Raw genomic sequence first — 14,128 nt, 5'->3', positions numbered from 1 at the left:
GGTAGTAACCCAATGAATTAATGAGATTCGTCAAACAGCTCTCGGCCGATCAACATTCGTCGTATTTCAGAAGTACCAGCACCAATCTCATACAATTTGGCGTCACGCAGAAGACGGCCCGCAGGGAATTCATTGATATAACCATTGCCGCCCAAAAGTTGGATGGCATCGAGTGCAATTTGGGTGGCTAGTTCAGCGCTATAGAGAATGGCTCCTGCGGCATCTTTGCGTGTGGTTTCACCGCGGTCGCAGGCAGATGCGACGGTATAAACGTAAGCTCTGGCAGCATTGGTGCGTGTGTACATGTCGGCAAGCTTGGCTTGAACTAACTGAAACTCGCCGATAGATTGACCAAACTGTTTACGATCATGAATATATGGCACAACCAAGTCTAAGCATGCCTGCATGATCCCAAGTGGGCCACCTGCGAGTACGACGCGTTCATAGTCGAGCCCACTCATCAGCACTTCGACACCGTGATTTACTTGGCCAAGCACATTGTCTATAGGAACTTTGCAGTTTTCAAAAACCAACTCACTGGTGTTTGAGCCCCGCATACCCAGTTTGTCGAGTTTTTGAGCATGATTAAATCCAGCAAATTTGCGTTCGATAATAAAAGCCGTAATACCACGGGAACCTGCCGCTGGATCGGTTTTGGCGTACACCACTAACACGTCTGTGTCTGGGCCGTTAGTGATCCACATTTTGTTGCCGTTAAGGACAAAATGATCGCCGTGCAAATCCGCTTTTAATTGCATACTGACCACGTCAGAGCCCGCATTGGCTTCACTCATAGCCAGTGCGCCGACATGACTTCCATCGATGAGTTTGGGCAAGAATTTTTTGCGCTGATTAGAATTCCCGTTACGAAAGATTTGGTTAACACAGAGATTGGAGTGGGCACCGTAGCTTAGGCCAACAGAGGCCGAGGCTCGGCTAATTTCTTCCATTGCGATGGTGTGAGCCAAATATCCCATACCCGCACCGCCGAGCGTTTCGTCGACAGTGATGCCGAGCAGCCCCATTTCCCCAAGCTTTTGCCATAAAGGGGTGGGGAATTGGTTGTCTCGATCAATATCAGCTGCGATTGGCGCAATATGCTCTGCGGCAAACGCATTCACATGTTCTCGCAGTAAATTGAGGGTTTCGTCATGACCAAAATTTAGTGCGCTATAGTGACTCTTCATAACCTCTCCTCAGCGTAGACGAGAGCGTATGAATGAACCATTCAATTGAATTAGCTGACCTCAGTGCGTTTTAAGGCTTCCTCACAACGCAGCTTTGCTGTATTCAGTTCATCCATTACGACGCGAATATCATCCAGTTGTCTTTGCAATAATGCTTGTCTCTCATCAATGATCTTGAGCATTTTGATCAATTGATTTTCACTCTGGTGGGTATCATAAAGCGCAAACAGTTCTTTAATTTCGGCAAGGGAAAACCCCAACCTTTTGCCGCGTAAGATAAGTTTAAGGCGCACTTTATCCCGGCGCTGATAAACACGAATCTTCCCTTTGCGATCGGGCTGAATTAAGCCGACATCTTCATAAAATCGAATGCTTCGGGTTGTGATATCAAACTCTTTTGCAAGTTCACTGATCTTAAATGTTTCCACCTGGTGACGTTCCCCAATCATGTAAATTAATTTGGCTTCAAAAACTGCTTATTTAACAAGGAATTTTCTAAATCTAACTGTGTTATCGGTTTGTTTGTTGACGTTTACGTAAATGTTAGTGCTATGCTTACGTAAACGTCAAGTTTGAAATCCGGATAGGTTGTTGGTAGGTCGATAGATAAGAAATTCACGCTCATGCGCTTTTTTCTCTTCTGCCATTCCGAATAGTGAGGATACCGAGAAGACGTCATGGAAAATGAAATTTGGATTGTTGCAGCAAAACGAACACCAATTGGTAGCTTTCAAGGAAAGTTAGCGACATTTTCAGCTCCAGAGCTGGGGCAGTATGCGATTAAAGGTGCGCTAGCGACTGATGTATGTTTGAGCTCACTGGTGGATGAAGTGTACATGGGGTGTGTGCTGCCTGCCGGCATCGGCCAAGCGCCAGCAAGACAAGCGGCTTTAGGGGCTGGGTTGGGTGAGCATGTTGCCTGTACCACCATCAACAAAGTTTGTGGCTCCGGGATGAAGGCAGTCATGCTGACTTATGATTTGATTAAGGCGGGCACCATTTGCTCGGCAGTGGCGGGTGGCATGGAGAGTATGACCAATGCGCCTTATTTGCTCAAAGACAGTCGTAAAGGCATGCGAATGGGGCACAGCACGGCTTTTGACCATATGTTTCTGGATGGATTACAAGATGCTTACGAAGGCGAGCTCATGGGCGTTTATGCTCAGAGTACGGCCGATAAATTCCAATATACACGTAAACAGATGGATGTTTGGGCCAAAACGTCATTGACGAGGGCGATAAATGCTCAGGAACAATCGCTTTTCGATGATGAAATCGTGCCAATTACTATTCTTCATAAGCGGAAAAACCGTGAAGAAGTGTTGGATTTTGATGAGCACCCAACCACGATAAACCCAGATAAAATTCCCATGCTTAGGCCAGCGTTTGATGCCAATGGTACCGTCACTGCGGCCAACTCAAGCGCAATTTCAGATGGTGCAGCGGCACTGGTGGTAATGCAGGCGGAACAAGCGCAAAACAATGGCTTGTCTCCACTTGCTGTTATTCGCGGTCATACATCACATGCACGCCAACCTGCAGAATTTACCATCGCGCCTGTTTATGCCATTGAACAGCTTTTGTCACAGCTTGATTGGGCAGTGGATGAGGTGGACTTATGGGAGATCAACGAGGCGTTTGCGGTTGTGACTCAAATTGCGATTCAGCAGCTCGGTATTTCTCAAGATAAGGTGAACGTAAAAGGTGGCGCATGTGCAATTGGCCATCCTATTGGTGCTAGCGGAGCAAGGATTATTGTTACGTTAACGCATGCGCTGCGGCAGTTACAACAAGCGGATTCCGAATCGAATCATGGTGAAAGAAAGGTGATGCGTGGTGTGGCATCACTCTGTATTGGTGGCGGAGAAGCGACCGCTATTGGAATCGAGATACCGGTTTAAACTGAATGGCTATTACACATGTGATAGCCAGAAAGCATAAGGACAACACTATGTCACAACCAGTGCCATTATTTGTTGCTGGAGCGTTTCGTCAATCAGATACCGAAACGTGGATTGAAGTTACGAACCCAGCAACCAATCAGGAAATTGCCATGTTGCCATGTGCCACCGAGGATGAAATGGCTGAAGCCGTTGCGAGTGCGGCTCAGGTTTTTGAAACGTGGAAAGAAGTTGCTGTGTCTGAACGCGCAAGGCTGATGCTGCGCTACCAACAATTGTTAAAAGAGCACCACGATGAACTGGCTGAGTTGCTGTCTCAAGAAACTGGTAAGATCATTGCCGATGCGAAAGGGGATGTATGGCGTGGCATTGAGGTGGTGGAACAAGCCGCTAATATAGCCAGCAATATGATGGGCGAAACCGTTGAGAATGTGGCGACGGATATTGATAGTTACTCGATGATCCAGCCACTCGGTGTTTGTTGCGGCATTACACCATTCAACTTCCCTGCAATGATCCCACTCTGGATGTTTCCTATCGCCATTGCCGCTGGGAACACCTTTGTCCTAAAACCTTCTGAGCAAGTACCGTTAACCTCCATTCGGCTCGCGCAATTGTTTGAGCAAGCAGGTGCTCCGAAAGGTGTGTTGCAAATTGTGCATGGCCGCAAAGAGCAGGTGGATTACCTACTGTCACATCCTGATGTTCGCACTGTGTCGTTTGTCGGCTCGGTTGCTGTGGCGCAGTATATTTACACCGAGGCCACGCGACACTTTAAACGGGTTCAAGCTTTTGCCGGAGCCAAAAATCATATGGTGGTGATGCCGGATGCGAACAAGCAGCAGGTCATCAACAACCTTGTTGGTTCATCCATCGGTGCTGCGGGTCAGCGCTGTATGGCGATTTCGGTGGCGGTATTTGTTGGCAGTTCAAAGGCGTGGATTGGTGAACTTCGCGATGAAATGGCAAAAATGTGTCCCGGCGCTTGGGATGATGAAAATGCTGCTTATGGACCGTTGATTAGTCAGCAAGCGAAGCTGCGCGTATTAAGGTTAATCGAGGAAGGGAAGTCTCAGGGTGCTCGATGTGAATTGGATGGAAGCCAGTGCCATGTTGATGGTTTTCCTGAGGGGAACTGGGTTGGTCCAACGTTATTTAGCGGTGTGACTACCGACATGTCGGTTTACCAAGAAGAAATCTTTGGGCCAGTTCTGCTGTGCATGGAAGTCGAAACCCTAGAAGAGGCGATTGCGCTGATCAACGCCAACCCTTATGGAAATGGGACGTCTATTTTTACTGCGTGCGGCGCTGCTGCGCGCAAATACCAGCACCAAATTCAAGTGGGTCAGGTTGGGATCAATGTGCCAATCCCGGTTCCATTGCCTTTCTTTTCTTTTACCGGTTGGCGAGGCAGTTTCTATGGCGATCTGCATGCTTATGGGAAACAAGCCGTTCGTTTTTATACCGAAACAAAAACGGTGACGGCGCGATGGTTCGATGATGATATTCCAACAGGCCCAAACTTAACGATCCAGCTTAAATAGTGGCTGATTCATCGGAGTACGTGTTTATGACCATCAATAAGTGGACGTTAAAAGGGGCGCGAAATGGATTTTGAGTTAAACGAAGATCAAAGAGCGTTTACCGATACAGCAAGACAATTTGCGCAGGAGCGTCTAGCGCCAATGGCCGCTGAATGGGATGAAAAACAGCATTTCCCAGTGGATGTGTTACGCGAAGCAGGCGAGTTAGGTTTTATGAGCCTCTATACACCGGAAGCGCAAGGCGGCCTTGGATTGAGCCGTTTGGATTCATCGATCATTTTTGAGCAACTTGCGATGGGTTGTACCTCAACCACAGCCTTTATGACCATTCACAATATGGTGAGTTGGATGGTGGCGTCGTTTGGTTCAAAAGAGGTACACGAAACCTACTGTCCGAAGTTAGTCACTGGTGAGTATTTAGGGTCTTACTGTTTAACAGAACCCAATGCAGGCTCAGATGCCGCTTCGCTAGCAACAATGGCCAAAAAAATGGGTGATCATTATGTGCTAAACGGCAGTAAAGCGTTTATTTCCGGCGCAGGTGAAACCCAAATATTAGTGGTGATGGCGCGAACTTCTGACGAAAAAGCCAAAGGTATCTCTGCCTTTGTGGTACCAGCGGATGCAGAAGGGATTAGCTATGGCAGGAAAGAGCCTAAAATGGGTTGGAACAGCCAGCCCACCCGAATGATCACGTTCGACAAGGTTTCCATTCCCGCCAGCCACCTTTTAGGCCAAGAGGGCGAAGGATTTACTTTCGCGATGAAAGGGTTAGATGGTGGGCGGATCAATATTGCAACCTGTTCTGTAGGAACGGCGCAACAAGCATTGGATAACACCAAGCAATACTTGCAAGAGCGAAGACAATTTGCCAAGCCATTGGCTGACTTTCAAGGACTACAATTTAGATTGGCAGACATGGCGACGGAGTTAGTGGCTGCGCGCCAATTAGTTCGCTACGCCGCCAGCAAGCTGGATGCAGGCAGTGATGATGCGACCGCTTATTGTGCAATGGCAAAACGTTTTGCGACTGATGTGGGTTTTAAAGTGTGTGATCAGGCGCTGCAGTTACATGGGGGCTACGGATATATCCGAGAGTATCCGTTGGAGCGCTATTTTCGTGATGTTCGTGTGCATCAGATACTGGAAGGTACTAATGAAATCATGCGCTTGATTATCGCCCGCCGATTATTAACGGAAAGTGCAGAGCTACTTTAAGTTCAGCCGTCATTAACCAAGGAGTGAGTGATGCCACAGTCTGAAATAGCTGCAATTGAGTCTCGAATCGAAGGTCACATTGCCGTGATCACCATGAACAACCCTCCTGCGAATACCTGGACGGCAGAGAGCCTCATAGGATTAAAGCAGCTTATCCTTTCGTTAAATAAAGATAAAAACATTTATGCCTTAGTCCTAACCGGGCAAGGTGAGAAATTTTTCTCAGCAGGGGCCGACCTGAATTTGTTTGCAAGTGGTGATAAGTCGGTTGCTGTCACGATGTCGCGCATTTTTGGCGAAGCATTTGAAACGCTGTCTGCGTTTCGTGGCGTCTCGATTGCCGCAATTAACGGCTACGCCATGGGTGGCGGACTCGAAGTGGCACTCGCTTGTGATATTCGTATTGTCGAAGAGCAAGCGGTAATGGCACTTCCGGAAGCGAAAGTCGGGTTATTGCCTTGTGCTGGAGGAACGCAGAATCTCACTGCGTTGGTGGGAGAAGGTTGGGCCAAACGGGTCATTTTATGTGGCGAGCAACTTTGTGCAGAAAAAGCGTACAAGATTGGTTTGGTGGAAGAAGTTGTGGCAAAAGGCCAGTCGTTAGAGACAGCAATTGCATTAGCCAGTTCAGTATCTAATCAGTCTCCTTCGTCAGTTGCTGCTTGTAAAACATTGATCCAAAACACCAGAAATGCGCCGTTATCACATGGGTTAGTAAAAGAGCGAGAACTGTTTATCAACTTGTTTGATACCGAAGATCAGCAGGAAGGCGTTCAAGCGTTTCTAGAAAAACGAAAAGCACAATGGAAGAACCAATGAAAATCAGGTTGGAGGCTTTATGGTCGATAGGGTGAGTTTTGAAGAACGTTATTGTAGTGATGGTCAGCATAAAATTGGCATTGCGACACTCGACAACGCTACATCACTCAACGCGCTAACACTGACGATGCTCAAGCAGCTTAATGAGCAGCTAAAGGCTTGGGAAGATGACGCGCATCTCGTCTGTGTGCTCATGCAAGGTGCGGGTGAAAGAGCATTTTGCGCTGGTGGTGATGTGCGGACGATGCACAACGTGATGCGAGACAAAACAAAGCAAGAAACCCAAGACTTCTGCACCGAGTTTTTTACCGTCGAATACGAATGTGACTATCGCATTCATACTTATTCTAAACCCATTATTGGTTGGGGTGATGGCATCGTTATGGGCGGTGGAATGGGGCTTTTTATGGGAACGAGCCATAAGATCGTCACTCCAGCCTCACGTTTAGCCATGCCAGAGATCAACATTGGTCTATACCCTGATGTGGGCGGTACATGGTTTCTTAATCAATTGGATGAAAGAGTCGGGCTGTTTTTGGGCTTAACGGGTGCATCAGTAAATGCTTGTGATGCGCTATCGATTAATATGGCGGATCATTTTTTATTGTCCGAGCAAAAAGAAGAGCTCATTAAAACGCTGCAAGGTACGCATTGGAATAAGAAAGAGAATGCCCACCTTGCGGTGACCGAAGTGATCGAAGCTTTATCACGCCAGTTTCGGGACAACGTACCAGTCAGTCAGATGACTTTGTATCTCCCGGCCATCAAGCAGATTTGTTCAGGTGAAGATCTTAGCGTGATGTGCGAACAAATTTTGTCATTGAAGGGAGACAGCAAATGGCTGTCTCAGGCGAAGCATACTCTGGCCGAAGGCAGTGCGATTACCGCTCATATATGCTTTCGTCAGGTTACTCGCTGTCACACTTTATCATTGGCCGAGTGTTTTCAAGTGGAGCTCAATCTATCCGTTAGAAGTGCTCTGCTCGGCGAGTTTCAAGAAGGCGTTAGAGCGCGGCTCATAAACAAAGATGATCAACCTAACTGGATGTTTAATAGCGTTAATGCGGTTGATGAAAAGGTGATTGACGAGCTCTTCACCTCTTTGTGGCCGGAAGGTGAGCATCCATTAAAAGATCTTGGGCAGGAAGCAGAATAGGGGGAAACAAATGAACACAATTGCCTTTATTGGCCTCGGTAACATGGGGGCCCCCATGGCAGCAAACTTACTTGCTGCTGGTAAGCGAGTACAAGTGTTTGACCTCAATACAGCGGCAACGGAAAGTATTGCTGCGCAGGGAGCAAAAGTTGCAAGCAGTGCCGAGGAAGTGGTTGCGGGAGCCGATGTAGTGATCACTATGCTTCCGGCTGGCGAGCATGTTCGTGCGGTGTATCTAGGCGATCATAGTGGTGGTGTGGGGCTACTAAAGCTAGTGGCACAAAATACCTTTTTGATTGACTCATCAACCATTGATCCAGATTCCGCAAGGTTAGTAGCAAGTGAGGCTGAAAAGCATGGTCTTGAGTTTGTCGACGCCCCCGTTTCTGGCGGTGTAGCAGGCGCAAAGGCAGGCACATTAACCTTTATTGTTGGTGGTAGTGATACTGCATTCACTAAAGCTGAGCAGGTTTTAACCCATATGGGTAAAAACATCTTCCACGCCGGTAAGGCTGGTGACGGACAGATGGGTAAAATCTGCAATAATCTGATGCTCGGAATTTTGATGTCCGGTACTTGTGAAGCGCTTAATCTGGGTATTGATAATGGGCTCGACCCTCAAGTGTTGTCGAATATTATGTTGCAGAGCTCAGGGCGTAACTGGGCATTGGAACTTTACAACCCATGCCCGGGGATCATGGAAAATTCACCGGCAAGTAATCAGTATCAACCGGGTTTTATGGCTAAACTGATGCTAAAAGATCTTGGTCTTGGCTTGGAAGCCGCATCTAAGAGCCAATCCTCTATTCCAATGGGGGCACTGGCAAGAAACTTATATGCATTTCATAACGCGAATGGCAATGAAGAGCTAGACTTTTCAAGTTTGTTTGAATTTTACAGGCAACAGTCGAAGCCTTAATTGGAGAAGTAACATGGAACTGAAAGAGAGTGTGATTGCGATTACTGGAGCAGGGCAAGGATTAGGCCAAATGATGGCAATTACACTTGCTCAAGCAGGAGCTGAATTGGCGCTTATTGATGTCAATGAAGAGGGCCTTCATAGCACACAAGAACAGTGTAATATGCTGGGCACTAAAGCCTTATGTTACTCACTCGATATCACCAAAGAAGCGGATGTGGTGCAGGTTTTTGACGATATTGTGGCTGACTTTGGGCAGCTTGATGGCTTGGTTAACAACGCTGGGATCTTACGTGATGGTTTGTTGGTCAAATCAAAAGATGGTCAATTAACGAAAATGTCGTTGGAACAGTTTAACTCTGTTATTAACGTTAACTTAACCGGTACTTTTTTGTGTGGGCGTGAAGCCGCCGCCAAGATGATTGAAACACATACTAAGGGCGTGATCATTAACATTTCCAGTGTTTCTCGTGCCGGGAATATCGGACAAAGCAATTATGCGGCATCTAAAGCTGCTGTCGCGGCGTTAGCCACTACATGGGCGAAGGAACTTGCACGATATGGCATTCGTGCTGCGGCCATTGCGCCGGGATTAATTCATACAGCCATGGCTCAACAAATGAAGCCAGAAGCCATTGAGCGATTTGAAAAGATGATCCCGATAGGGCGAATGGGGGAAGCGAACGAAATTGCTCATACAGTCAAATTCATCTTAGAAAATGATTATGTGACAGGCCGAGTGTTAGAGATCGATGGTGGAATCCGGATGTAACGTTAAATGCCGTTCGATAAGTTTACTCAATGTTGAAGCCGCTCTCGTAGCGGCTTGTCGCTAATCAAGGCTTTGAATGCATGCAGTTCAACATCCATCGTATTGAAGTATGAGGTTCTTTAATTCGCTGAGTTTTTTCACATAGTGCTCATTAAGGTTGTCTATAATTTTATCATTAACGTTGTTCGATAAGCTTTAGAGCTTGGTACGTCATTGATGAAGAGGGATATTAAGATGAGTCGTCTATTGGTGATGTTTACGTGCCTGATGATGATGGCATGTGGAGGAGGCGGTGGTGAAAGTAACAGCACTCAATCAATACCATCTTCAGCTTATGGGACTATCGATTCGATATCTGGTAGCCAAGTTACCGTCAATGGCCACGTTTACGATGTATCGTCGGTTAATTATGGTGCAACTAGCTTATCTTTATCTGATGTCCGTAAAGATATGATTGCGATTGTAAGCTCTGGCACGCAAACAAGAGAGTTGGCTTACAGTAACCACATTAACTTAGAGTTAGAACCAACCATTGCGGGCATTATTTCAGAGATCAACTATTCGACGGGTTCCTTTAAGGTGAATGGTATCTCCCTCACCTTCATCGGGCTTTCATCAGAAGTAGAGAATTCGGACTGGGTAATGGTTTCTGCATTTCCTGATGGTAGCGGTGGTTACATTGTATTATCGGTCGTGAAATTTGATGACTCGGAATTATTGGGTCAGGCAGAAGTTGAAGGTGTTGTGAGCGATCTGACGTCATCAACCTTTACGATAGGTGGCCTTGTAACGGTAGATTATAGTAATGCTTCTATTTTAGAAGGTGACTCGCTTGCAAATGGTGTCTGGGTTGAAGTAGTCGGGACATTTAGTGGCTCGCTTTTTAATGCCACAACGGTAGAAGTAGAAGATTTTGACGATTTTTCGTCTGATGCTGAAATCGAAAGTATGATCACGTGGGTAGCTGATGATCTCTCGTCAATTCAACTCAATTACCTCGGTTATTTTCTAATAAACAGTTCCACTGAGTTTGAAGGTGGCGCTCAAAGTGACTTAGCGGTGGGTAAATTGGTTGAAGTAGAGTTTATCCGTCAAGCCGACGCTTTCATCGCAACAGAAATAGAATTTGAAGATGATGATTATTCAGGAAGTTGGGGAAACGCCGAAATAGAGTTTGAAGGCGTTGTGCAAAGTGAAAATGATGCTTCTCAATCATTTATTATTCGCGTTAATGGCAATGATCTTACGATTTTCGTTAATGAAAATACACGCTACGAAGATGGGCTCAGTTTTGGTTCTTTAGTGAGTCAGTCCATTGAAGTAGAGGTGTATCTGGTGAATGATCAATATATCGCTTATGAAGTGGAATTAAATAATTAAGCAAAGACGTGAGATTGCAAAAGTTAGATGCAATCTCACTTACCGGTTTGTTTGCTCCTAATGGTTAGTTGAATCGGACTTTTGCAGTGAAATATTGATGGTGTTCACTGGTTTCAAATTGCCAATCCATGCGTTCACTGATCCGTTGAACAATCACCAAGCCACAGCCGTAGCCTGCGTTGTAAGTCTCGTTTCCGTCATGTTGGTTACAAATTATCAATTCATGATCGGTTAGGTTGATTTCTATGTCCCCAACGCTGTAGCTAAATGCATTTTTTATTAGGTTATTAATCACAATTGTTACAAAACTTTCTGGTGCGAGTAGGGTGTGTGTTGAATCAATGCGCAGCGAATAACCACAATTCTGCTTGGCAAAAAGTGGTGCCATTTCGTCGAGTTGTTGGGTTAGCGCTTGTGCTAAGTTTTGTTCAGTTAAGTGATGAGGCTCGATGGCCTCTTTTCCCAAGAGCAAAAAGGCTTCTGTCAGAACACGCATCTGGTCACTTGCTTGTAATAGCCGTTTAATCGCTTTATTAGCAATAGGTGGTTGTTCAGGGATCTTAGCCAGTAAATCAGAAGAGCCTTTGATGACCATAATCGGTGTTCGAAGCTCATGAGAGGCAAAGCGGCTGAACTCTTTTTCTCGCTGGAAGAATCCAGAAATGTGATTTTTCGAGTCGAGCAGCGTTTGCTCGATATGGCGAGTTTCAGCAAAAGCGGTTTCGACGTTAAATGTCGGCTGATCGGGCGGCATTTGTGTGATTTTTTCCTCGATGTGGTTCAATGGCTTAGACAATGAACGTACCAAGTAGAAGCCATAGACAATCATGACTAAGGAAATAATCCCTCCCATCAAAAAAGTAAAGTTGTGCAAACTCAACTCATATTCGTCGAGGTAGTCATCGGCATCGTCCTTAAACACGATATACATTAATCCATCTCCAGAAGGATGAGGTGTGACAATGAAGTGTTTGTCTTCTTCACCCAGCAAATATTCATAAAATCCCGGAGACTGAAACTGTTGGAGCCAATTAGGTAAAGGTTGTTTACTCCAATAGGTAGAAAACTCCCCATCATGGGGCAGCACAGCTTTATCGCCTAAGGTTTTGTATTCTTCGATGTAGCGACTGGCTTCCGTATCCAGCCAATGGTGCAGACTTATCACCTCCAATTGATTTTCTGCGACATAAATGACCGACCAAAACAAACTAAACATGGCGAAGGTCATGATAGCGAAGCTATTACGGATCTTACGGTAAATACTAGGAAACGTTTTATGCTTTGATTCGGTAGCCTTGTCCATGAATGGTCTCTAATCTTGATTGCTCAAACCCTTTATCAAGGGCACTTCTTAAGCCATAAATGTGGCTGCGTAAAGCGTCGCTTGACGGTGATTCATCTCCCCAAACGGAATCAATAACCTCTTGACGGCTGACGATTGCAGGGGCGTAGCGCATTAGAATTTTGAGTATGCGCAACTGGAGACGGCTGAGCTTAATCGGAGTGTCATCACGGAAGACTTCGTCAGTCTTGATATCGATGCGAATATCAGCAAATGCCAACTGTCCGATGTCTTGCCTTGGGCCTCGGTTCGCTAAAGCATGTATTCGGAGGCTAAGCTCTTGCATGGCAAATGGTTTGAGTAGGTAATCGTCCCCACCTGCTTGGAATGCGGCAACCTTATCTTCGAGGGCATCTTTTGCAGTGAGAAAAAGAACGGGTGTATCGCAATAGAGTTCTTGTCTAAGCTTTGCCACCGCTGAAATGCCATCGGTTTTTGGCATCATGATATCCATGATGATGACATCATAATGGTGCTGTTTGACAAGCTGAATCGCGGCTTCACCATGATAGGCGCAATCAATGGTCATGCCTTCGAGTTCAAGATAGTCCGCGATGGTTTCAGCCACATTGTGGCTGTCATCGACAATCAGAATTTTCATAGGCTTATCACTTTTCTTCACGAGTGCTTCACGTTTGAGGCAATACCATACGCCGAGAATGAGAAAAGTTCGTCAGGAATCGAGGTAAAAAATGAAAAAAGTAGTGATTGCTTCAATGATTGGTCTATTTTTGGGCGGGTGTGGCGGCGGAGAGAGCAGTGATTCAGCACCTGCTAAGGCAAACCCATCGACTGTTCTCGGTACAATCGAGGCCGTTTCTGGAGATACGGTCACGGTCAATGGTCACCACTACACGGTGAGCAAGGCGACTTACGCTAGCCAAGCGGTTCCTTTGTCTGAACTACGACCAAATATGTTGGTGGAAGTCAGAACTGGTACTTCTACTCGCCGTTCTACTGCTGCGAATAATGTCCAACTTCAACTTGAACCCACTATCACGGGATTTATCAGCGATATCGATCGTGGGGCCGGTTCATTTTCAGTCAATGGTATTACCCTCAGTTTCACTCAGCTCTCTTCAGAGATAAGTAATGGAGATTGGGTGATGGTGTCTTCATTACCCACTGCAAATGCCGGGTACCACGTATTATCCGTCGTCAAGTTTGATGATGCGGATTTGGTTGGGATCATCGAAGTCGAAGGGGTTATCAATAACTTAACCGATACTAATTTTGATTTAGGCGCTGCGTTGAATATTGATTTCTCCAACGCCTTCGTCGAGGACAATGCTCAACTGCAAAATGGCTTGTGGGTTGAGGTGTCGGGTTCACTGAACGGTGCAAGTTTTACCGCAACCAAGGTTGAAGTCGAAGATCTTGAGGGTATGGATGATGATGCTGAAATCGAAGGGCTTGTCACTTGGGTTGCGAATGATAGCAATTCTTTTGAGCTGAATTATCGCGGACACATTGAGATCACAAGCCAAACCCGCTTTGAAGATGGGACGAAAGCTGCTCTCAAACCAGGAGTGCGCGTTGAAGTCTCTACTTCGAAAAATGGTCCGCGTATTGTAGCAACCGAAGTTGAATTTGATGACGAGATCGGTAATGGGGACTGGGGTGACAGTGAGTTGGACTTAGAAGGCGTCGTGCTGAGTACAAACCAACTCGACCATAGCTTTGTGATCCGCACTGTTAACGCTGAACATACCATTTTCGTTAATAACAATACGCGCTATGACGATGGACTTTCATTTACCACTTTACCAGCAAGACGAGTAGAAGCAGAAGTTACTCAAGTAAATGGTCAGTACATCGCGCAAGAAATTGAAGCCGAAGATGACTAAGTCGGCTGTTCCTGAAGTAAATCTATAAACAATGATTAAGGAT

13 protein-coding genes are annotated in these 14,128 nt (G+C 46.1%); 9 read left to right on the top strand and 4 right to left on the bottom strand.

Going from position 1 to position 14,128, the window contains the following annotated elements:
* Nucleotides 1-17: 17 nt before the first annotated feature.
* Both ACQEXU_RS14390 and ACQEXU_RS14385 read right to left on the bottom strand, forming a co-directional pair.
* The gene (locus ACQEXU_RS14390) at nucleotides 18-1,187 is read right to left on the bottom strand and encodes an isovaleryl-CoA dehydrogenase (protein WP_427011345.1); all 1,170 of its coding nucleotides are present in this window, start codon (nucleotides 1,185-1,187) and stop codon (nucleotides 18-20) included.
* Between the two features lie 50 nt (nucleotides 1,188-1,237).
* On the bottom strand, nucleotides 1,238-1,615 hold the full coding sequence (locus ACQEXU_RS14385) for a MerR family transcriptional regulator (protein ID WP_367990066.1): 378 nt from the start codon (nucleotides 1,613-1,615) through the stop codon (nucleotides 1,238-1,240).
* Nucleotides 1,616-1,864: 249 nt separating this feature from the next.
* Here ACQEXU_RS14385 and ACQEXU_RS14380 point away from each other — a divergent pair, with 249 nt between their 5' ends.
* The 8 genes from ACQEXU_RS14380 (at nucleotide 1,865) to ACQEXU_RS14345 (ending at nucleotide 10,896) form a co-directional block, all read left to right on the top strand.
* Complete coding sequence (locus tag ACQEXU_RS14380) at nucleotides 1,865-3,088, top strand: thiolase family protein (RefSeq protein WP_427011344.1); 1,224 nt, start codon at nucleotides 1,865-1,867, stop codon at nucleotides 3,086-3,088.
* A gap of 50 nt (nucleotides 3,089-3,138) precedes the next feature.
* Complete coding sequence (locus tag ACQEXU_RS14375) at nucleotides 3,139-4,632, top strand: CoA-acylating methylmalonate-semialdehyde dehydrogenase (protein ID WP_427011343.1); 1,494 nt, start codon at nucleotides 3,139-3,141, stop codon at nucleotides 4,630-4,632.
* Between the two features lie 63 nt (nucleotides 4,633-4,695).
* A complete protein-coding gene (locus ACQEXU_RS14370; RefSeq protein ID WP_427011342.1) occupies nucleotides 4,696-5,850 on the top strand; it encodes an acyl-CoA dehydrogenase family protein in 1,155 nt (384 codons plus the stop codon).
* A gap of 30 nt (nucleotides 5,851-5,880) precedes the next feature.
* Nucleotides 5,881-6,669: an enoyl-CoA hydratase gene (locus ACQEXU_RS14365; RefSeq protein WP_427011341.1), complete on the top strand. Its 789-nt coding sequence runs from the start codon at nucleotides 5,881-5,883 to the stop codon at nucleotides 6,667-6,669.
* Between the two features lie 19 nt (nucleotides 6,670-6,688).
* Nucleotides 6,689-7,825, top strand: coding sequence for an enoyl-CoA hydratase/isomerase family protein (locus tag ACQEXU_RS14360; protein ID WP_427011340.1), 1,137 nt, complete (start codon nucleotides 6,689-6,691; stop codon nucleotides 7,823-7,825).
* Between the two features lie 10 nt (nucleotides 7,826-7,835).
* On the top strand, nucleotides 7,836-8,744 hold the full coding sequence (mmsB, locus tag ACQEXU_RS14355) for a 3-hydroxyisobutyrate dehydrogenase (protein ID WP_427011339.1): 909 nt from the start codon (nucleotides 7,836-7,838) through the stop codon (nucleotides 8,742-8,744).
* A gap of 13 nt (nucleotides 8,745-8,757) precedes the next feature.
* On the top strand, nucleotides 8,758-9,516 hold the full coding sequence (locus ACQEXU_RS14350) for an SDR family oxidoreductase (protein WP_367990059.1): 759 nt from the start codon (nucleotides 8,758-8,760) through the stop codon (nucleotides 9,514-9,516).
* Nucleotides 9,517-9,750: 234 nt separating this feature from the next.
* A complete protein-coding gene (locus tag ACQEXU_RS14345) occupies nucleotides 9,751-10,896 on the top strand; it encodes a DUF5666 domain-containing protein (RefSeq protein ID WP_427011338.1) in 1,146 nt (381 codons plus the stop codon).
* Between the two features lie 64 nt (nucleotides 10,897-10,960).
* On the opposite strand, the gene ACQEXU_RS14340 is transcribed toward ACQEXU_RS14345, so the two are convergent.
* Nucleotides 10,961-12,199, bottom strand: coding sequence for a sensor histidine kinase (locus ACQEXU_RS14340; RefSeq protein ID WP_427011337.1), 1,239 nt, complete (start codon nucleotides 12,197-12,199; stop codon nucleotides 10,961-10,963).
* A complete protein-coding gene (locus tag ACQEXU_RS14335) occupies nucleotides 12,171-12,839 on the bottom strand; it encodes a response regulator transcription factor (protein ID WP_427011336.1) in 669 nt (222 codons plus the stop codon). The genes ACQEXU_RS14340 and ACQEXU_RS14335 overlap by 29 nt, the downstream gene beginning before the upstream one ends.
* A gap of 91 nt (nucleotides 12,840-12,930) precedes the next feature.
* Here ACQEXU_RS14335 and ACQEXU_RS14330 point away from each other — a divergent pair, with 91 nt between their 5' ends.
* Nucleotides 12,931-14,085: a DUF5666 domain-containing protein gene (locus tag ACQEXU_RS14330; protein ID WP_427011335.1), complete on the top strand. Its 1,155-nt coding sequence runs from the start codon at nucleotides 12,931-12,933 to the stop codon at nucleotides 14,083-14,085.
* Nucleotides 14,086-14,128 lie beyond the last annotated feature (43 nt).

Source organism: Vibrio sp. TRT 21S02, assembly GCF_050113675.1.
Lineage (GTDB): Bacteria > Pseudomonadota > Gammaproteobacteria > Enterobacterales > Vibrionaceae > Vibrio.
The sequence above is the reverse complement of the archived record's forward strand: the minus strand, read 5'-3'. Positions and strand labels throughout refer to the sequence as shown.

Coding starts and splice junctions, on each gene's coding strand:
- ACQEXU_RS14390 (WP_427011345.1), bottom strand. CDS start 1,187: ATGAAGAGTCACTATAGCGCACTAAATTTTGGTCATGACGAAACCCTC.
- ACQEXU_RS14380 (WP_427011344.1), top strand. CDS start 1,865: ATGGAAAATGAAATTTGGATTGTTGCAGCAAAACGAACACCAATTGGT.
- ACQEXU_RS14375 (WP_427011343.1), top strand. CDS start 3,139: ATGTCACAACCAGTGCCATTATTTGTTGCTGGAGCGTTTCGTCAATCA.
- ACQEXU_RS14370 (WP_427011342.1), top strand. CDS start 4,696: ATGGATTTTGAGTTAAACGAAGATCAAAGAGCGTTTACCGATACAGCA.
- ACQEXU_RS14365 (WP_427011341.1), top strand. CDS start 5,881: ATGCCACAGTCTGAAATAGCTGCAATTGAGTCTCGAATCGAAGGTCAC.
- ACQEXU_RS14360 (WP_427011340.1), top strand. CDS start 6,689: ATGGTCGATAGGGTGAGTTTTGAAGAACGTTATTGTAGTGATGGTCAG.
- mmsB (WP_427011339.1), top strand. CDS start 7,836: ATGAACACAATTGCCTTTATTGGCCTCGGTAACATGGGGGCCCCCATG.
- ACQEXU_RS14350 (WP_367990059.1), top strand. CDS start 8,758: ATGGAACTGAAAGAGAGTGTGATTGCGATTACTGGAGCAGGGCAAGGA.
- ACQEXU_RS14345 (WP_427011338.1), top strand. CDS start 9,751: ATGAGTCGTCTATTGGTGATGTTTACGTGCCTGATGATGATGGCATGT.
- ACQEXU_RS14340 (WP_427011337.1), bottom strand. CDS start 12,199: ATGGACAAGGCTACCGAATCAAAGCATAAAACGTTTCCTAGTATTTAC.
- ACQEXU_RS14335 (WP_427011336.1), bottom strand. CDS start 12,839: ATGAAAATTCTGATTGTCGATGACAGCCACAATGTGGCTGAAACCATC.
- ACQEXU_RS14330 (WP_427011335.1), top strand. CDS start 12,931: ATGAAAAAAGTAGTGATTGCTTCAATGATTGGTCTATTTTTGGGCGGG.